17 protein-coding genes are annotated in these 18,918 nt (G+C 35.4%); 7 read left to right on the top strand and 10 right to left on the bottom strand.

Annotated features, from left to right (window positions below; translation table 11 throughout):
* Positions 1–39: 39 nt before the first annotated feature.
* The 4 genes from infB to ACFOWA_RS12860 all read right to left on the bottom strand — a co-directional run bounded on the left by infB (position 40) and on the right by ACFOWA_RS12860 (position 5,502).
* Complete coding sequence (gene infB / locus ACFOWA_RS12875; RefSeq protein WP_378985747.1) at positions 40–3,117, bottom strand: translation initiation factor IF-2; 3,078 nt, start codon at positions 3,115–3,117, stop codon at positions 40–42.
* A 62-nt stretch (positions 3,118–3,179) separates the two neighbouring features.
* Positions 3,180–4,424 carry a transcription termination factor NusA gene (nusA, locus tag ACFOWA_RS12870; protein WP_123207525.1) on the bottom strand — a complete coding sequence of 415 codons (1,245 nt, stop codon included), beginning with the start codon at positions 4,422–4,424 and terminating at the stop codon, positions 3,180–3,182.
* 63 nt (positions 4,425–4,487) lie between these two features.
* Positions 4,488–4,952 (bottom strand): ribosome assembly cofactor RimP, encoded by a 465-nt coding sequence (gene rimP / locus ACFOWA_RS12865; RefSeq protein ID WP_378985744.1) that lies wholly within the window; start codon positions 4,950–4,952, stop codon positions 4,488–4,490.
* Between the two features lie 121 nt (positions 4,953–5,073).
* The gene (locus ACFOWA_RS12860; RefSeq protein WP_378985742.1) at positions 5,074–5,502 is read right to left on the bottom strand and encodes a hypothetical protein; all 429 of its coding nucleotides are present in this window, start codon (positions 5,500–5,502) and stop codon (positions 5,074–5,076) included.
* A gap of 19 nt (positions 5,503–5,521) precedes the next feature.
* Here ACFOWA_RS12860 and ACFOWA_RS12855 point away from each other — a divergent pair, with 19 nt between their 5' ends.
* Positions 5,522–5,866: a phage holin family protein gene (locus ACFOWA_RS12855; RefSeq protein ID WP_378985740.1), complete on the top strand. Its 345-nt coding sequence runs from the start codon at positions 5,522–5,524 to the stop codon at positions 5,864–5,866.
* A 190-nt stretch (positions 5,867–6,056) separates the two neighbouring features.
* Here ACFOWA_RS12855 and ACFOWA_RS12850 read toward each other — a convergent pair whose 3' ends face one another.
* The 4 genes from ACFOWA_RS12850 to panC all read right to left on the bottom strand — a co-directional run bounded on the left by ACFOWA_RS12850 (position 6,057) and on the right by panC (position 9,633).
* Entirely contained in the window at positions 6,057–7,196 is a 1,140-nt protein-coding gene (locus ACFOWA_RS12850; RefSeq protein ID WP_378985738.1) for an acyl-CoA dehydrogenase, read from the bottom strand.
* A gap of 138 nt (positions 7,197–7,334) precedes the next feature.
* On the bottom strand, positions 7,335–8,321 hold the full coding sequence (locus ACFOWA_RS12845; RefSeq protein WP_378985736.1) for a lysylphosphatidylglycerol synthase transmembrane domain-containing protein: 987 nt from the start codon (positions 8,319–8,321) through the stop codon (positions 7,335–7,337).
* 9 nt (positions 8,322–8,330) lie between these two features.
* Positions 8,331–8,681, bottom strand: a complete 351-nt coding sequence (panD, locus tag ACFOWA_RS12840) for an aspartate 1-decarboxylase (protein ID WP_378985734.1) — start codon at positions 8,679–8,681, stop codon at positions 8,331–8,333.
* Positions 8,682–8,787: 106 nt separating this feature from the next.
* Complete coding sequence (panC, locus tag ACFOWA_RS12835; RefSeq protein WP_378985732.1) at positions 8,788–9,633, bottom strand: pantoate--beta-alanine ligase; 846 nt, start codon at positions 9,631–9,633, stop codon at positions 8,788–8,790.
* A 149-nt stretch (positions 9,634–9,782) separates the two neighbouring features.
* Here panC and ACFOWA_RS12830 point away from each other — a divergent pair, with 149 nt between their 5' ends.
* From ACFOWA_RS12830 to glmS, 3 genes are all read left to right on the top strand, one after another.
* Positions 9,783–10,607: a glycogen/starch synthase gene (locus ACFOWA_RS12830; protein WP_378985730.1), complete on the top strand. Its 825-nt coding sequence runs from the start codon at positions 9,783–9,785 to the stop codon at positions 10,605–10,607.
* Between the two features lie 21 nt (positions 10,608–10,628).
* Entirely contained in the window at positions 10,629–12,065 is a 1,437-nt protein-coding gene (locus ACFOWA_RS12825) for a DUF4270 domain-containing protein (RefSeq protein WP_378985728.1), read from the top strand.
* A 132-nt stretch (positions 12,066–12,197) separates the two neighbouring features.
* Positions 12,198–14,036 (top strand): glutamine--fructose-6-phosphate transaminase (isomerizing), encoded by a 1,839-nt coding sequence (glmS, locus tag ACFOWA_RS12820; protein WP_378985726.1) that lies wholly within the window; start codon positions 12,198–12,200, stop codon positions 14,034–14,036.
* A 60-nt stretch (positions 14,037–14,096) separates the two neighbouring features.
* Here the strand turns inward: glmS and ACFOWA_RS12815 are convergent, their stop codons facing one another.
* Together ACFOWA_RS12815 and mutY are read right to left on the bottom strand one after the other, a co-directional pair.
* The gene (locus ACFOWA_RS12815; RefSeq protein WP_378985724.1) at positions 14,097–14,534 is read right to left on the bottom strand and encodes a single-stranded DNA-binding protein; all 438 of its coding nucleotides are present in this window, start codon (positions 14,532–14,534) and stop codon (positions 14,097–14,099) included.
* A gap of 53 nt (positions 14,535–14,587) precedes the next feature.
* Positions 14,588–15,652 carry an A/G-specific adenine glycosylase gene (gene mutY, locus ACFOWA_RS12810; protein WP_378985722.1) on the bottom strand — a complete coding sequence of 355 codons (1,065 nt, stop codon included), beginning with the start codon at positions 15,650–15,652 and terminating at the stop codon, positions 14,588–14,590.
* 168 nt (positions 15,653–15,820) lie between these two features.
* Between mutY and ACFOWA_RS12805 the strand changes: the two genes are divergently transcribed.
* The 3 genes from ACFOWA_RS12805 (at position 15,821) to ACFOWA_RS12795 (ending at position 18,837) form a co-directional block, all read left to right on the top strand.
* Positions 15,821–16,123 (top strand): HU family DNA-binding protein, encoded by a 303-nt coding sequence (locus tag ACFOWA_RS12805; RefSeq protein WP_056093708.1) that lies wholly within the window; start codon positions 15,821–15,823, stop codon positions 16,121–16,123.
* 10 nt (positions 16,124–16,133) lie between these two features.
* Positions 16,134–17,006: a tetratricopeptide repeat protein gene (locus tag ACFOWA_RS12800; RefSeq protein ID WP_378985720.1), complete on the top strand. Its 873-nt coding sequence runs from the start codon at positions 16,134–16,136 to the stop codon at positions 17,004–17,006.
* Positions 17,007–17,286: 280 nt separating this feature from the next.
* Complete coding sequence (locus ACFOWA_RS12795) at positions 17,287–18,837, top strand: Rne/Rng family ribonuclease (RefSeq protein WP_378985718.1); 1,551 nt, start codon at positions 17,287–17,289, stop codon at positions 18,835–18,837.
* Positions 18,838–18,918 lie beyond the last annotated feature (81 nt).

Here is an 18,918-nt window from a genome sequence, read left to right as displayed (position 1 = left end):
GATTTTCACCGCGACTTCTATATTTAAGAAGAAATTGGATTACAACTTCCTTGCAACTTCTACTTGTTCGTAAGCTTCTACAATATCGCCAACTTCAATGTTGTTAAAGTTTTGAATATTCAAACCACATTCGTAGCCTTTAAGCACTTCTTTAACATCATCTTTAAAGCGTTTTAATGATGCTAACTCACCTGTGTAAACTACAACACCATCTCTAACGATACGGATTTTGCTGTTACGGGTAATTTTACCATCCAATACCATACAACCTGCAATGGTACCAACTTTAGTGATTTTGAAAGTTTCGCGTATTTCTACGTTAGCCACAATTTTCTCTTCAAATTCTGGGTCTAACATACCTTCCATTGCCGATTTAATCTCGTTGATTGCATCGTAAATGATAGAATATAAGCGTATATCAATTTGTTCTGCCTCTGCAAGTTTACGTGCACCTGTTGATGGACGAACCTGGAAACCAATGATAATCGCATCTGAAGCTGAAGCTAGCAATACATCAGATTCTGAAATCTGACCTACACCTTTGCTAATAATATTGATTTGGATTTGCTCAGTCGATAATTTAAGTAATGAATCGGCTAATGCTTCGATAGAACCATCCACATCACCTTTAACAATAATGTTAAGTTCTTTGAAGTTACCAATTGCTAAACGACGACCAATCTCATCCAATGTGATATGTTTCTGAGTACGCAAACCTTGCTCACGTTGTAACTGCATACGTTTGTTTGCAATATCACGTGCTTCAGTTTCACTTTCTAAAGCATTAAATCTATCACCTGCTGTAGGTGCGCCTTGCATACCTAATACTTGTACTGGTTGCGATGGACCTGCAGAATCTACCTTAGCACCACGTTCGTTTGTTAACGCTTTTACACGTCCACTGTAACTTCCTGCTAAAATTGGGTCTCCAACTCTTAATGTACCAGCCTGAACCAATACCGTAGTTACAATACCACGACCTTTATCTAAGGCTGATTCAATTACTGTTCCTGTAGCTCTTTTATTTGGATTCGCTTTCAGTTCTAATAATTCGGCTTCTAATAATACTTTATCTAAAAGTAAATCTACATTTAAACCGCTTTTGCTTGATATTTCCTGAGATTGATATTTACCACCCCAATCTTCAACCAAAATATTCATTACTGATAATTGCTCACGTACTTTATCTGCATTTGCACCTGGTTTATCTACTTTGGTAAAAGCAAATACCAATGGTACACCCGCTGCTTGTGCATGGTTTATCGCCTCTTTTGTTTGAGGCATTACTGCATCATCCGCAGCAATAACAATAATTGCAATATCTGCCGCCTTAGCACCACGAGCACGCATTGCTGTAAACGCTTCGTGACCAGGAGTATCTAAGAAAGTTACTTTTTTGCCTGTTGGCGTAGTTACCATGTATGCACCAATGTGCTGTGTAATACCACCCGCTTCACCTGCAACAACATTTGCTTTACGGATATAATCCAGCAATGAGGTTTTACCATGGTCTACGTGACCCATAATTGTAACAACCGGAGCTCTTTCAATTAAGGTTTCAACTGCATCTTCTTCTTCAATAACGTTTTCCTCATCTTCATCAGGTTTAACGAATTGAATTTCATAACCGAATTCATCAGCAACAATTGTTAATGTTTCAGCATCTAAACGCTGATTGATTGATACGAACATACCAAGGCTCATACAAGTACCAATAATTTTGGTTACCGGTACATCCATCATACTTGCAAGTTCGTTTGCTGTTACAAATTCTGTTACTTTTAATATTTTTGATTGAGACTCAAGTTCATTCGCTGCTTCTTCTGCGTTATATGCAACATCATCACGTTTCTGACGACGTAATTTAGCACGTTGAGCAAATTTACCAGATTTACCAGCGCCACTTAAACGAGCAAGTGTAGCTTTGATTTGATCTTGAATTTCTTTTTCAGTAGGCTCTTCTTTAGGTCCGCTAGGTGTAGCATTTCTATTTTGAAAACCTGGTCTGGTGTTATTATTATTTCTATTTCCCTGATATGGGGTTCCACCACCACCTGCTGGTCGGTTACCTTGGTAAGGAGTTCCACTTGCAGGTCTATTGCCTTGGTAAGGTGTACGAGGTTGTCCTGGCGCACCGCCTTGGCCTTGAGTTGTTGGATTTTGACCAGGTTGACCCTGACCACCACCATGCTGACCTTGTTGACCTGGCGCTCCTGGAGTTTTCTTACGCTTACGTTTGCGTTTTGCCGCTTCGCTATCGCTCGATGATGCTACAGGACCATTTCTTCTATCAGGTGTAGTTGGTAAAACAATTTTACCTATAATATTCGGACCAGTTAATTTTACCGAACGGGCTTTCATAACCTCAGGCTCTGTACTAACTGGTGTTGCTGGTTTAACTTCTGGAGTAGCAATAGTTTCCACTTTCGGTGCTTCTGCCTTAGGCTGCTCTACAACTGGTTTTGGAGTTTCTTCAACTTTTGCAACTGGTTGAGGTGCTTCTGCTTTTACTTCAGGTTGTTCTTTCTTAACTTCAATCGGCTTTTCTTCTACTTTAGCTTGTTCGGCAATTGGTTTTGGAGCTTCTTCAACTTTAGAAGTAGGTTCTGGAGTTTCTTCCTTCTTAGCTGGTCTTGTTTTAGAATTAAGATCGTTTAAATCAATCTTACCTACAATTTTAACACCCGGAAGACTACCATCATCGGCTTTATCTTCTGTTTTAGTTTCCTTCACAGGCTCTGCAGTAGGAGGTGTTTCTACTTTAGGTACCTCAACTTTAGGTTTCTCTGCCTGAGGAGCAAACGATTGAGTATTTTTAATTAAAATCTCTTCGTTTTTCTCAAAATCGGTGTTCTTTTTCGGTGCTTCAGCTGGCTTTTCGGTCTCAGGCTCGTCACGACGTATTTTACCAATCACTATTTGTTTGGCTTCTTCTCTTACGATCTTATCTCCCTGATACTCTTTTAATAAGGCGTTATACATATCGCCCGAAAGTTTAAACATAGGGCTTTTCTCGGCTGAGAACCCCTTTTTGTTTAAAAACTCTACGGCCGTACCCATGCCAATATTAAGTTCTTTAATAGCTTTAATTAAAATGATTGGTTTGTCGTCTGACATTTAGCTCCTGTTATTGTTTTTATTTTAATACAAAAGTAGTGTTTATTTGGCAATTACACCACTTATTCAAATTCTGACTTCAAAATTTGAACCACTTCTTTAATGGTTTCTTCTTCAAGGTCGGTGCGTTTTACTAAATCTTCTACCGTAAGTGCTAAAACACTCTTAGCAGTATCGCAACCGATAGCCTTCAATTCGTCGATAATCCAGCTATCAATCTCATCTGAGAATTCTTCTAAATCAACATCTTCATCTGTTTCTTCACCAGCTTCGCGGTAAACATCAATTTCATAACCGGTTAACTTACCAGCAAGTTTAATGTTATGTCCACCACGGCCTATTGCTAATGATACCTGATCGGGTTTTAAATAAACCGATGCATGTTTAGTATCATCATCTAATTTAATAGAAGTAATTTTTGCCGGACTTAAAGCACGTGTAATATATAACGAAGTATTATTTGTGAAATTAATCACATCAATATTTTCGTTTTTCAACTCGCGAACAATACCATGAATACGAGATCCTTTCATACCCACGCATGCACCTACCGGATCAATACGATCGTCGTAAGATTCTACAGCAACTTTAGCACGTTCTCCTGGTTCACGAACAATTTTCTTTATGGTAATTAAACCATCGAAAATTTCTGGAACTTCTTGTTCAAACAAACGCTGTAAAAATTCGGGTGCTGTTCTAGATATGATAATTTTAGGGTTTGCATTAATCATTTCTACTTTAGAAATTACTGCTCTAACAGAATCTCCCTTTTTAAAATAATCTGCAGGAATTTGCTCTGTTTTCGGCATTAAAAGTTCGTTACCTTCATCATCCAAAACCAAAGTTTCTTTTTTCCATACCTGGTAAACTTCACCCGATACAACTTCGCCAACCCTATCTTTATATTTTTTGAAAATTTCGTCTTTCTCTAATTCCAACACTTTAGAAACTAAAGTTTGGCGAGCAGCTAAAATTGCTCTGCGGCCAAAACTTTCTAAAGTAATTTGTTCGATATAATCATCTCCAACTTCTAAAGTGTTATCTAATTTAGAAACCTCAGCAAGTTCAATTTCTAAATCATCATCTTCAGAAAATCCGTCTTCCATTACTTTTCTCGTTCTCCAGATTTCCAAATCCCCGTTATCAGGATTTACAATAACATCACAGTTTTCGTCTGTTCCGTATTTTTTACGCAACATGCTACGGAAAACTTCTTCCAACACACTAATCACCGTTGGGCGATCTATATTTTTGAAATCCTTAAACTCCTGAAAAGAGTCGATTAAATTAATTGTTGTAGTACTCATTTTTTACCATGATTAAATAGATTTTTAGGTTACAAGATAATCTCGTTTCACTTCTAAATCGTATTACTTAAAACTTATTAATACACTTGTTTCTAATATATCATTAAAAGCCACCTCTGTTTGTATTGTAGTTGCTTTTTTACCTTTTTCTTTAACTGATTCTTCAATCAGAATACTATTATCAGTAACCTCTAAAAGCTTACCTTCCTTTTTTTGTCCGCCCGCAAATTTAATGCTTATAGAACGGCCAATGTTTTTATTATACTGGCGGATAAGTTTTAATGGCTCACCAACACCTGGAGAAGAAACTTCTAAATTATAAGCTTGCTCAATGGTATTTTCTTCTTCCAAATGAAAACCAACATGCCTGCTAATGGCAACACAATCTTGTATACTTATGCCTTCATCACCATCAACATGGATAATTAATTTGTTATTCGGCAACATTTTCACTTCAACCAAAAATAGCTCTGGCCTATCTGCAATTTTCTCTTCTACGAGTGCTGTAACTCTCTTTTCTACCTGCATATTTTAATCTGATTTCATAGAAAAAGGGGACATTGTCCCCTTCTCTTTTCTTCGATTACGATGCAAATGTACATAAATTTTAGAAATAATCAAACTCTGATACAGGAATTTACACGTAAAACTATCTTTGTAGCATTTGTTGTTGAGGTTCTAAGTTGTGTTTTATGGTTCCTTTAAATAACTTGCTACCGTTGGCAAATTCTACAGCAATGTAACTTTCAACTAAATATTTTTTACCTTTTAGAAATGGTTTATCAGGTAAAAAAATTATTGAATCGCCCCTTAGAATTGTCTTACCAGAAATATTTATCTCATCCTGCAAACTATCTGTTTCGCCCGGTGTTAGTAGAACCGAAATAAAATTAACAGAATCTGGATTGGCCTGGTAAACTTTTTTAATTTCGAACAGACTAGCTTGGTCAATATTTTTTATTACAATTGAAGTGCTATCAGCAGAAAATTTTAGGATTGGCTTATTGTTTGTATTATTACACGAACAGATATTTATTGCAACAACGAAAACAAACAAATATTTAACAGATTTAAACATTTTACTAAATTAAACAATTATGAGATTAATTATTGAAATCCTTTTGATGGGATTAGCCGTTTTTATCGGTGCGAAACTGGTTCCGGGTGTAACTGTAGATGGTTTCGGAAGCGCAATTATTGCAGCTGTATTAATTGCCCTGGCAAATGCTACAATTGGATTCATTTTAAGACTATTAACATTCCCGGTAAATTTCCTTACTTTAGGTTTAATGTCGTTTATTATTACTGTACTTATGATTTTATTAGTAGATAGTATGATGACATCATTCAACACTACAGGATTTTTAGCAGCAGCATTTTTAGCTATTGTTGTAGCCTTAATAAAAGCAATTTTTGGTGCAATATCAGGCGATAAAGATTAATTCAGTTTGCAATCTCAGTTTACAGTAATCAGTTGGCAAATTAATAACCAACTGATTGCTTTTTAGTTTACAGTTCTTAGTTTTCAATTTACAATTGGTAATGAAAACAAAATCTTTAAGAAATATTTCACAGTTGGGTTAGTTCAAACTTTCTTACCAGGAACTGAAAACTTCAAACAAGAACTGAAAACTACCTAATAACCTCTCTCGAAATTACCATTTTCTGTATTTCAGAAGTTCCTTCGTAAATCTGTGTAATTTTCGCATCACGCATTAAACGTTCTACGTGGTATTCCTTTACAAAACCATAACCACCATGAACTTGAACTGCTTCTATAGTAACATCCATAGCTACTTTTGATGCAAACAATTTGGCCATAGAGCCTGCTTGTGTATATGGTAAACCTTGGTCTTTTAACCATGCAGCCTTATAAACTAATAATCTTGCTGCTTCAATTTGTGTTGCCATATCGGCCAACTTAAAAGCAATTGCCTGATGTTCTGAAATTGGTTTCCCGAAAGATTTTCTGGCTTTAGCATATTGTGTTGCCAATTCGAAAGCACCTTGAGCAATACCTAACGCCTGTGCCGCAATACCAATTCTACCACCTTCTAAAGTTTTCATTGCAAACTTGAAACCAAATCCATCTTCACCTATTCTATTTTCTTTTGGAACTTTTACATCATTAAACATTAATGAGTGTGTATCAGAACCACGAATACCCAATTTATTTTCTTTCGGACCAATCGTAAACCCTTCCATACCTTTTTCAACAATAAAAGCATTAATGCCCTTGTGCCTTAATTCGGGATGGGTTTGTGCTATAACTAAATAAGTTGAGGCAGTACCTCCATTGGTAATCCAGTTTTTAGTTCCGTTAAGTAAGTAATAATCGCCCATATCTTCTGCAGTTGTACTTTGCGATGTTGCATCCGATCCTGCTTCGGGTTCTGATAAACAAAAAGCACCTATCTTTTCTCCAGAAGCCAAAGGCTTAAGGTATTTTTCCTTTTGCGCTTCACTTCCATAAGCTTCTAAACCGTAGCAAACCAATGAGTTATTTACAGAAACCACAACAGATGCAGAAGCATCAATTTTAGAAAGCTCTTCCATAACCAATACGTAAGAAATCGCATCTAAGCCACTGCCATTGTATCTTTCAGAAACCATCATCCCCAAAAAACCAAGTTCACCTAGTTTTTTAACTTGTTCTGCCGGAAATTTTTGATGCTCGTCTCGCTCGATTACGCCGGGCTTTAATTCCTGATTAGCAAAATCTCTGGCAGCTTGCTGAATCATTATCTGTTCTTCACTTAATTCGAAATGCATAACATTTGTATATAAAAGGTTAGTGTATCAAATGTAGTATATATTGTTCGATAATACTATGGCTGCATAGTATTTATTTCTAATTTGTGTGTTAAAGAGTTTGCGACTTTACTAATCGCATTCCTTTATTAATATGATTTAGATATGATTAGTTTTTATCCTTTTAGAAAAAACTAATAGTAAACTTAAGCAGCCTAATATTATGGTAAGCAAGAATTGTGATGAATGCAGTATGGTTGCATACGCCAAGCCATCTTTAAAGGGAACTGCATACAATACTAATGCTTGGGCAACCATCCAGTGAAAAACCCCGAGCCCTCCCTGAACAGGCGCTACCATAGCAAAACTTGAAAATACAAGGGCGGTAAAACCTACATTTAAACCTAAACCGGAAGTAGCCTGAATCGCAGAAAATGCTAAATACATTGATGAGAAATAGAAAACCCAGATTCCTAAGGTATAGGTTATAAAAAGCGATTTATTTTGTAAGTTGCTGTAAGAGTTAAATCCTTGCTTTAAACCGACATAAATCCTCAAAAATTTCTTGTTTAAGGCTTTTCGTATAAAATATATTGCAGCTAAAATGATGCAGAGTATTAATACAATTAATACTATAGACCATAAATAATTTATTGAATGAATTTTGGCTGCTATATTAACATAAATGCTATTGAATAGAAAATCGGATACTAAATCGTATTGAAAAATCAACATCAGCAATGCTGATAAAAGTAGCATAAACATATCGAATAACCTTTCGGTTATTACTGTACCAATGGAAGCAAACATTGGTACTTTTTCTGATTTTAACATAACCGAACACCGACCGATTTCTCCAAAACGAGGAAGTGCCAGATTTGCTAAATAACCAATTATTACCGCATGATAAGTATTCCAAAAAGTGACATTATAATTAATGGAATGGAACAACATACGCCAACGAAGCGCACGAAGAACATGAGCTATCCAAACTGAAATTGCTGAAAGCGCAACCCATAGAAAATTTGCATTCTTAATTTCTGCCCAAATCTGCCCTAAATTTTGGTCCTTAAACGCTAAGTACAAAATGCCAATCCCCATGCAAAAAAGGAAGAGGTATTTTAATACCGATTTAAGGTTCAACATCAAGTTGTTTTATTTTAGCAAATGATTATTGTCATCAGGAAAAACGAGTACCGGATTGTATTTTTTGGCTTCATCGATTGGTAAAGCACCGTAAGACATTATAATTAGTACATCACCAAGTTGCGCCAAACGAGCAGTTGCACCGTTTAAACAGATGGTTCCAGTACCACGTTCTCCTTTTATTACATAGGTTTCAAAACGGGCACCATTATTATTATTAACAATCTGCACCTTTTCATTAGCTATAATGTTGGCTGCATCCATTAAATCTTCATCAATCGTAATACTGCCAACATAATTAAGTTCGGCCTGTGTTACTTTAACACGGTGTATTTTAGATTTTAATATCGTAATAATCATTCGGCAAAGTTAGCAATAAAGTTTATAATGAATTAGTGAATGAATGAATGTCGAAATTAGAGAATGGCAAAACATTCTATCATTCACTCAATCAAAATTCGTTCATTTATTTAATAATCATATTATCTATCAGCCTGGTTGCACCTACCTTTGCGGCAACTAAAGCGACTAATGATTTCTCTTCTTTAGTTTCGGCAGGCTGTAATGTATCACCCTTCGCGATTGTAAAATAATCGAGTTCAACTCCCTCTAAATCATTATAAAATGCTTTTGCCTGCTTTACAAGTTCATCAAAGGAATAAGATTGAAAATTATCAACAACATACTGTAATGATTTACTTAATACAAGCGCATTTTTTCTATCTGTTTTGGATAAATGAATGTTTCTGCTGCTCATGGCTAAGCCATCATCCTCTCTAATTATTGGGCAAGTAATGATGTTTATCGGCAGTTTAAAATGCTCGAGCATATTTTTGATCATCAAAACCTGTTGATAATCTTTCTGACCAAACATGGCAACATCAGGTTCTACTGCATCAAAAAGTTTTTTTACAATCTGAGTTACTCCCTGGTAATGTCCTTTTCTAAAAGCACCCTCTAATAAAAATTCAGCATTCCCTAAATTAATGTGCCAATTTTCTCCAGCACCTTCCGGGTACATTTCTTCTACATTTGGCATAAATACGGCGCTGCAACCAGCAGTATTTAGCATAGCCAAATCGTGTTCAATTGGTCGTGGGTATTTTTCGAGGTCTTTCGGGTCTGTAAATTGTGTCGGATTTACGAAAATGCTACAAACAATAACATCTGCGTTTTCTTGCGCCAATTTAATTAACGAAATATGACCGTTATGCAAAGCACCCATTGTAGGTACAAGAGCAATTTTTTTACCCGCTGCTTTTAGTGGTTCTAAATAGGCTTTAAGCGCTGCTTTGGTTTTAAATACTTCCAAACTTAACGATATGAGTTGAGGGGGTAAAGGTGTAAATTAATCTAAACGAAACCAAACAAATGGTTGCGATATTGATAAATAGTATTATTATTCTTATCTTTGCAGCTCATTATCTTTTAATTAACTTAATTTTTTCTTTGAATATGGAGATGGCAAAAACGAAGCTGCTGATTGTTACACACGAGATGTCGCCTTTCCTCGAGCTTACTAAAATTTCTGAAATTACTCGCCAATTGCCACAGGCTATGCAAGAAAAAGGATTCGAAATCCGCATCTTGATGCCAAAATTTGGTAACATTAACGAGAGAAGAAATCGTTTACACGAAGTAATCCGCTTATCTGGAATGAACATCATTATTGATGACAACGATAACCCTTTAATTATTAAAGTGGCTTCTATTCCAGCTGCACGTATGCAGGTTTATTTCCTGGATAATGAAGAGTATTTCCAACGCAAGCAAGTTTTTGCTGATGCAAGCGGAAAATTCTTTGATGACAACGACGAACGTACCATCTTTTTCTGTAAAGGCGCATTAGAAACGGTAAAAAAATTAGGTTGGGCACCAGATATTGTTCACTGCCACGGCTGGATGAGTTCTTTAGTACCTGCTTACATTAAAACAACTTATAAAAACGACCCTACTTTTAAAAATTCGAAAGTTGTGTATTCTGTTTACGAAGGTGGTTTTACCGAAAGTTTAAATCCCAACTTCTACAAAAAAGCTGTTATGGCTAACATGACAGAAGATGATACAAAAGCTTTCGAAGCGGCAGATGTAAACAGCTTACATGTAGGAGCGATAACTCACTCAGACGCAGTAGTTTTAGCAGATGAAAACTTAGATAAAGATCTGTTAAAATTTGTTAAAGATTCCAATAAGCCAACTTTAGCTTATAACTTAACCGATAATTTCGAAAACTTCTACTCATTTTACGAAGAAATTTCGAATGAAGAATTGGTTTCTGTTGCTTAATTAGGTATTATTATTTTAAATATGAAATTTACAAAACAAGACTTATTAACCCTGTTGATAGGTCTTTTTCTTTTTGCATCGTGTAAAAACCCAAATGGCGTTGGCTTAGATGTTGACCCAAATTCGGCTATACAAGGTACTTTGGTAAACGATCAGCTAGTTACTTCTCAAACGATTAAAGAGCCGGATTTTATTACCTCTACGCTAAGTCAATATCCGCTAGGCTACATGACCGACCCAGTTTTTGGTAAAACCGAAGCTAGTGTTGGGATGACAGTTTGGCCAACCAGCTTAAGCTATAATTTTGGAACTTCTCCGGTTTTAGATTCTGCAGTTTTAGTTTTAAACTTAGGAACACAGTTTTATGGAGATACAACATCTTCGAGATATAGTATAGATGTTTATCAATTAACAGCACCAATCGCAAAATATAAAGCTTCTGATGCTATACCTCATAGCACAACACTTTTAGGAAACTTTAATAGTAGAATTTTTCCAACTACACCAATTAAAATAACTGAAATTGTTAAGGGTGGTAGAGACACACTTAAAACGGTTAAAGCTCAAATTAGAATTCCTTTAAACAAAGCTTTTATTCAAAGCACAATTTTGAGTTTAGCCGCTGCCGGAACATCTACAAACGATAAATTTGCACAATATTTTAAAGGCCTATATGCTGAAGTAAACAAAACTTCATCAACAGGTGCAGGAGGTATTGCTTTTATTGATTTTGCTAGTACCAACTCGTATTTACAACTCGTTTATAAGAACACAAGTACGACCAATGTTATCGATACTGTTACAACCAATTTTCCTATTAATACATCTACAGGGCAAGTGGTAACTGCAAACATTAAACATGATTACACTGGCACACCTGTTAAAACTCAATTGGATAATCCTGGCTCTACAGCTAGTCCGATACAATATGGTATAACATATTTACAGGCTTTGGGCGGTGTAAAAACAAAAATATCATTCCCAAATCTTAAAAACTTTACAGCTACTTACGGAAAAGTTATTGTTAATAAAGCAGAACTGGTTGTTGATTTAAGTACAGGAACTTTTGCCTATCCTTTTGTACCAGCACAAAGATTATCGTTGTATAGATGGGATATTGCCGAACAGAATGTAAATGTTCCTGATCATGATCAACCAGGAACTACATCTTCTGGATCTACTTATGCTGGAGATTCTAGAGCAAAATCTGATGGAGTTTTTGGTGGGTATTATGATTCATTAAAAAACAGATATATATTTAACATCACAGCATATGTACAAGATTTGGTTGATGGAGCAAAAGTTGATTACGGTACATTTTTAGCACCAACTAATTTAACAGCCACGCCGTTTGATTTAGGCCCTTCGGGTTCATCTGCAGCAAGAGCTGTTATAGGTTCATTTGGTAATACTACAAACCGATTGAAACTTAATATTTATTATACAAAAGTTAATTAAAATCACTACATAATTTGTAAACCCGTTTGGCATCACAAACGGGTTTTTTTATGACGATTTTTTATGTAAAATATTCACAATAGTTTTAAACAAACGTTTGTTTACTATATTTGGTAAAAATAAAAATAATATATGTGTGGAATAGTAGGTTATATTGGCTATAGAGAAGCGTGGCCAATTGTTTTAAAAGGACTTAAAAGATTAGAATATAGAGGTTATGATAGTGCTGGGATAGCCATCATAAATAGCGAAGGCCAAAACATTTATAAAAAAGTTGGTAAAGTTGCAGCACTTGAAGAATTTGCCGAAAGTCAAGATAAAAAAGGTACTATTGCTATGGGTCATACTAGGTGGGCTACGCATGGTGTTCCATCCGATCGTAATTCACATCCACATACATCTAATAACAATAAACTTTCCATTATTCACAATGGAATTATTGAAAACTACGCAACATTAAAAGAAGAACTTGCTTCTCGCGGCCATGATTTTAAAAGCGACACAGATACCGAAGTTCTAATTCATTTAATAGAGGAGATTCAAAAAATTGAGCAAACTGATTTGCTAGAAGCCGTACGTTTGGCATTAAAAGAGGTTACCGGCGCTTACGCAATCGTAGTGATGGATAGAGAAAATCCTGATCAACTTATTGCTGCACGAAAAGGTAGTCCGATGGTTATTGGTGTGGGCAAAGGCGAATATTTTATTGCTTCTGATGCAACACCAATTATTGAATATACTAAAAACGTAATTTACCTTAACGACCATGAAATTGCCTTAGTTACTAAAGATGATTTATTGGTTAAGCGATTAGATAATGTTATTCAATCACCTTTAATTCAAGAACTGGAATTAAAGCTGGAAATGTTGGAAAAAGGCGGTTTCGATCATTTTATGCTGAAAGAAATCTACGAACAACCTAGGTCCATTAGAGATTGTATGCGTGGTCGTATTTATCCGGAAGAAGGTAAAGTGCAATTGGGTGGTATAAAAGAATTTGTAGAGAAACTAAAAAATATCGACCGCATTATTATTGTTGCCTGTGGAACTTCATGGCATGCTGGCTTGGTTGGCGAATACTTAATTGAAGAATATGCCCGCATTCCGGTTGAGGTAGAATATGCTTCTGAGTTTAGGTATCGCAATCCAATCATAACCGAGAAAGATGTTGTGATTGCCATTTCACAATCGGGAGAAACTGCCGATACTATGGCAGCGATAGAAATGGCTAAAGAAAGAGGTGCTACCATTTTCGGCATTTGTAACGTAGCAGGTGCATCTATACCAAGGTTAAGTCATGCAGGTGTTTACACCCACGCCGGACCAGAAATTGGAGTTGCATCAACCAAAGCCTTTACTGCACAAGTTACGGTTTTAACTTTGATGGCTTTTTACATGGCTCAACAGAAAGGAACCATAACACAATCTAAATTAATTGGTTTATTAACAGAGTTAGATAGCATTCCTGATAAGATACAGATTGCATTAGAATCAAATGATATTATAAAAGAGGTTGCTGCGAAAATTAAAGATTCTAGAAATTGTTTATTTTTAGGAAGAGGTAGTGGTTTCCCTGTTGCCCTTGAGGGTGCTTTAAAGCTTAAGGAGATATCTTACATTCATGCTGAAGGTTATCCGGCAGCAGAAATGAAACACGGTCCTATTGCTTTAATTGACGAAGAAATGCCTGTAGTATTTATAGCTACACAAAACTCATCTTACGAAAAGGTAATTAGTAATATTCAGGAGGTTAAAGCACGTAAAGGAAAAGTTATTGCAATTGTTACCAAAGGCGATACGGAGGTAAAGAAAATGGCTGATTATTGTATCGAAATACCTGATGCCGATGAAGCATTTTTACCGCTATTAGCTACTATTCCACTACAGCTTTTATCATATCATATTGCTGTAATGAGGGGTTGTAATGTAGATCAGCCAAGAAACTTAGCTAAATCAGTTACTGTAGAATAATTATTTTTTAAACAAAAGAAGCCACGAAATTTCGTGGCTTCTTTTGTTTGTAGTATTTATCTAAAATGGCAAATCTCCATTCACATCATTAGGTTGTATGGTAAATTCATCTTCAATTTTAGATTCGTTATTTTGAACATGATTTATGGATTGTCCTGGTTCGAAATCACTTTTTCTGCCTAGCATAGTAAAGTTTTCAGCCACAATTTCAGTAACATATTTTTTAACCTTCTCTTTATCTTCAAAAGATCTGGTTCTTAGTTTACCTTCAATATACACAAGCTTACCTTTTTGAAGGTATTTCGATGCTACTTCAGCCAAACCTCTCCACAAAACTATATTATGCCATTCAGTTTGTTCAACACGCTTTCCATCTTTGTTATAGGTTTCAGATGTAGCTAAAGGAAAGCTTGCTACTGTAACGCCTCCATCTAAGTGGCGCACTTCTGGGTCTTTACCCAAGTGCCCAACTAAAATAACTTTGTTAATCCCAGACATAAAATATTTTTTTTGGTTAGTTTTATAAACGATGAAAAATCCTTCATTTAAGGTTAGTTAGGCCTTTTTTGTGCTAAGAAATTTTCATCAATAAAATTTCTTATCACGTTTGGTTGAGGTAATTCATCCAATGTATTTAAAAGAACCCAATTAAGTTCCTTTTGTTTACTAAAGTTAAATATATAATTTTTTAAACCAAAAAACTGTACATGGATAATTTGGTGTGTTAATAAGTGTTTTTTATAGCTGATAAAAGTAATTTCAGCATTATCGCCAAATTGATTTTTAATTGCAGTATGAAAATCTCCATCCATGACCGTGCAATTCATTTCGGTTTCTATGCATGGAAAATCATAAAGATGTTGCCAAATATCTCTTGTTTGCCTTTCTTTAACAAGAATTTTATCATCATCAATACATATAAAATAATTAAAATACCGGTGTCTTTTTTCTGCCTTTGCAAGTTTTACAGGCAATTGATTTACGGCATTATTATTATAAGCAAAGCAGTTTATCCTAAGCGGGCAACTACCACAATCAGGCGATTTTGGTTTACACTGTATTGCACCAAACTCCATTATTGCCTGATTGTATAAAGCCGAATCCTCTTTATAAAGTAACTCATTAGCCAACTTAAAAAACTGCCTTTTACCTTCTGGAGAGTTAATCGGCGTATCAATACCGTAAAACCTTGCCAAAACCCTGAAAACATTTCCATCAACTACCGCTCTGGCTTCGCCAGATGAAAAGGATGATATTGCTGCTGCGGTATACTCGCCTACACCTTTTAGTTTAATCAAATCATCATGAAGTGTTGGGAAAACGCCATTGTAGTTATTCATAACAATTTGCGCAGTTGCATGCATATTTCTACCGCGAGAATAATAGCCCAAACCTTGCCATAGTTTAAGCACTTTAGCTTCAGTTGCGTTAGCAAAATCATTAACTGTTGGGAAATTGCTTAGAAAACTGATAAAATATGGTAAACCTTGTTCTACCCGAGTTTGCTGCAAAATAATTTCTGATAGCCAGATGGTATATGCATCGGTGGTATGGCGCCAAGGTAAATCTCTTTTATTTGCCCGATACCAGTTTATAAGTTCGAATTGGAATGTCATTGCTGCAAATTACGATGTATTTATTTGTTTAAAAAAAAACTTGCAATAGCCTGATATAGCGCATAATAAAAAAATCATCTTTTATTTCCCTATCTCATTAAAAAGCAATACTTTTGCAACCCCAAAACACTGATAATTAAATACACAATATATAATAAATAATAAAATATGACTAAGGCAGATATTATTTCAGAAATATCAACAAAAACCGGAATTGAGAAGGTTGATGTGCAGGAAACAGTTGAGGCATTCTTCAAGGTTATCAAAACTAGCATGATTGGCGGCGAGAATGTATATGTTAGAGGCTTCGGAAGCTTTGTTGTTAAAAAGAGAGCTCAAAAAACGGCTAGAAATATCTCTAAAAACACTGCAATAATTATCCCTGAGCATTTTGTTCCAAGCTTTAAACCTGCAAAAGTTTTCGTAGATAAAGTTAAAAACAACAGTAAAAAAATCCAAGTAGAAGCTTAAATCTATACACGTGAACAGCAGCATCAGATTAAAACAAACCATCATTATCGGAGCGATTTTATTGCTTATTGCTTTCCTGTTTACAAGAGATATTAAAGGTTTAGTAAAACCTACTGAAGAAAATGGCAAAACAGCTGCTCCTGGTCAGGTATCAGAATCGGCATCAGTTTCTTCGGCTTTAAGTATTCAAACCACATCTGAAGCTGCTAAAAATGCAATAAATAAAAGTTTAATAACCGATATCGCTGCATTAGAAAACAAGTATAAAGATGCAACAGGTGCTGAAAAAGTTGAATTGGCACAACAGTTAGCTCAGAAATGGGATGATGTTGAACAATTAACTCCATCGGCACTTTATTTAGAAATTGTTGCAGAAGCAAAACCATCATCAACAACTTGGTTAGCATCTGGTAATAAATTTTTAAAAGCTTTTGAAAGTACACAAGATAGTTTGGCTCAACCTGCTTTATTGCAGAAAGCAAATACATCATTTACAAAGGCATTAGCTTTAGACAAAGATAACATAGATGCCAAAACAGGATTAGGTGTTACTATTGTTAATGGCTTAGGCGCACCAATGCAAGGTATTGCAATGTTGCTCGAAGTTGTAGCAAAAGAACCTAAAAACATTAAAGCAAATATGAATCTCGGTTTATTTTCTATTAAATCGGGACAGTTTGATAAAGCAATTCCTCGTTTCAATACGGTAATTGCTACAGCTCCAACACCCGAAGCTTACTTTTATTTAGGTACGGCTTTAGAAAATTTAGACAAAAATAAAGAAGCTATTGAAGCTTATTTAAACAGTAAAAAATTAGCGGCAGACCCTACTTTGGCATCATTTATTGATAAAAAAGTGGCTGAACTAAAGAATAAAAATTAATTAACGGATTAATAAAAACATTTAAAACTAAAAATTATGCCAAGCGGTAAAAAAAGAAAAAGACATAAAATGGCTACGCACAAACGTAAAAAACGTTTAAGAAAAAACAGACATAAGAAAAAATAGATTCTTATTTTGATTTAGCTTTTTAAACCTCATAGTAAAAACACTATGAGGTTTAAAATATTTATATACTTTTTTAGTATCTAAATCTAGGCAAATCACTGTTTCTGTTTACTATCCATTTGTTAATAGGCGAATAGCCTTAAATCTGTAGCTGTTGGTAAAAGAATTAATTATAAATTCGACTCCTGCCGGAGTTACCATAGCGTTGATTGAAGACAAACAACTTGTTGAGCTTCACAAAGAACAAATCAATAATAACTACGCTGTAGGCGATATTTATTTGGGCCGCATAAAAAAAATTATGCCTGGCCTGAATGCTGCTTTTGTGGATGTTGGTTATGAAAAAGATGCGTTTCTGCATTATTTTGATTTAGGCCCTCAGGTAGAATCTTTAATCAAGCTAACTAAGATCAAGCGTAATGGCTCGGTTACAGGCACATTATTAGATAATTTAAAGCTCGAAGCCGATATAAACAAGGCAGGCAAAATTTCTGATGTGCTCAGTAAAAACATGCTCCTTCCCGTACAAATTGCTAAAGAACCAATTTCTACTAAAGGTCCACGTTTAAGTTCCGACCTATCAATTGCCGGCAGGTATGTGGTACTGGTGCCATTCTCCAATACCATATCCATATCAAAAAAAATAAAAAGTAATACGGAACGTAATCGATTAAAGAAGATTATCGAAAGTATTAAGCCTCAAAATTTTGGGGTAATTATCAGAACCGTTTCCGAAGGAAGAGGTGTTGCTGAATTGCAAAAAGATCTATTGGATTTAGTTGCTAAATGGGAAACCTTCATCAAAAAACTTCCTTCTGCCGAGCCTTCGAAAAGGGTTTGGGGTGAAATGGACAGATCATCAACGTTAATACGTGATATTCTGAATCCTGATTTTACAAACGTGTACGTGAGTACACCTGAACTGTTTGATGATATACGTTCTTATGTGCATGATATTTCTCCAGAAATGGAAAAAATTGTTAAGCTGTACAAACATAAAGAACCAATATTTGAACATTTCGGTATCGAAAAGCAAATTAAAAATGCCTTCGGTAAAACAGTAAACTTACCAGGTGGTGCTTATCTTGTTGTAGAACATACAGAAGCGCTACATGTTGTTGATGTAAATAGCGGTAACCGTACTGCCAGTAAAGAAAATCAAGAAGAGAATGCTTTACAGGTAAACAAAGAGGCGGCTAAAGAAATTGCCCGTCAATTGCGTTTACGTGATATGGGCGGTATTGTTGTAATCGACTTTATCGATATGCACAAACCAACGAACCGTAAAATGCTATTCGATTACTTGCGTGAATTGATGTTGCTTGATCGTGCTAAACACACCATTTTACCTCCAAGTAAATTTGGTTTGGTACAAATTACAAGGCAACGCGTTCGTCCGGAAATGAACATTGTTACGGTAGAAAAATGCCCGGCATGTGGCGGTACAGGTGAAATTAAAGCGAGTATTATCTTAATGGATGATATTGAAAATAACCTGAACTACATTTTAAGAGAACAAAATGAAAAAGGTGTTACACTTTGCGTTCACCCATATATTGCAGCATATATAACTAAAGGCGTTTTTAATTTGCAGCGTCGTTGGTTCTTCAAATATGGTCAGTGGATTAAAGTAAAAACTCAACCATCTTATCATTTAACCGAATTTCACTTCATTTCAGCAAAAGATGAAGAGATAAAACTTTAAACACTTGATAGCAAGAAAGCCTGATTTTTATAAGTCAGGCTTTTTTGTTTAAAAATGATTTAGTTTTTGCCACCAGTATAA

The sequence above is a fragment of the Pedobacter lithocola genome (assembly GCF_042650845.1).
GTDB lineage: Bacteria > Bacteroidota > Bacteroidia > Sphingobacteriales > Sphingobacteriaceae > Pedobacter > Pedobacter lithocola.
Note: the sequence above shows the minus strand (reverse complement) of the source record. Positions and strands in the feature narration are given on the sequence as shown.

What these genes read in the sequence shown, in the direction of transcription:
- infB (WP_378985747.1), bottom strand. Translation starts at nt 3,117, where the DNA reads ATGTCAGACGACAAACCAATCATTTTAATTAAAGCTATTAAAGAACTT.
- nusA (WP_123207525.1), bottom strand. Translation starts at nt 4,424, where the DNA reads ATGAGTACTACAACAATTAATTTAATCGACTCTTTTCAGGAGTTTAAG.
- rimP (WP_378985744.1), bottom strand. Translation starts at nt 4,952, where the DNA reads ATGCAGGTAGAAAAGAGAGTTACAGCACTCGTAGAAGAGAAAATTGCA.
- ACFOWA_RS12860 (WP_378985742.1), bottom strand. Translation starts at nt 5,502, where the DNA reads ATGTTTAAATCTGTTAAATATTTGTTTGTTTTCGTTGTTGCAATAAAT.
- ACFOWA_RS12855 (WP_378985740.1), top strand. Translation starts at nt 5,522, where the DNA reads ATGAGATTAATTATTGAAATCCTTTTGATGGGATTAGCCGTTTTTATC.
- ACFOWA_RS12850 (WP_378985738.1), bottom strand. Translation starts at nt 7,196, where the DNA reads ATGCATTTCGAATTAAGTGAAGAACAGATAATGATTCAGCAAGCTGCC.
- ACFOWA_RS12845 (WP_378985736.1), bottom strand. Translation starts at nt 8,321, where the DNA reads ATGTTGAACCTTAAATCGGTATTAAAATACCTCTTCCTTTTTTGCATG.
- panD (WP_378985734.1), bottom strand. Translation starts at nt 8,681, where the DNA reads ATGATTATTACGATATTAAAATCTAAAATACACCGTGTTAAAGTAACA.
- ACFOWA_RS12830 (WP_378985730.1), top strand. Translation starts at nt 9,783, where the DNA reads ATGGCAAAAACGAAGCTGCTGATTGTTACACACGAGATGTCGCCTTTC.
- ACFOWA_RS12825 (WP_378985728.1), top strand. Translation starts at nt 10,629, where the DNA reads ATGAAATTTACAAAACAAGACTTATTAACCCTGTTGATAGGTCTTTTT.
- glmS (WP_378985726.1), top strand. Translation starts at nt 12,198, where the DNA reads ATGTGTGGAATAGTAGGTTATATTGGCTATAGAGAAGCGTGGCCAATT.
- ACFOWA_RS12815 (WP_378985724.1), bottom strand. Translation starts at nt 14,534, where the DNA reads ATGTCTGGGATTAACAAAGTTATTTTAGTTGGGCACTTGGGTAAAGAC.
- mutY (WP_378985722.1), bottom strand. Translation starts at nt 15,652, where the DNA reads ATGACATTCCAATTCGAACTTATAAACTGGTATCGGGCAAATAAAAGA.
- ACFOWA_RS12805 (WP_056093708.1), top strand. Translation starts at nt 15,821, where the DNA reads ATGACTAAGGCAGATATTATTTCAGAAATATCAACAAAAACCGGAATT.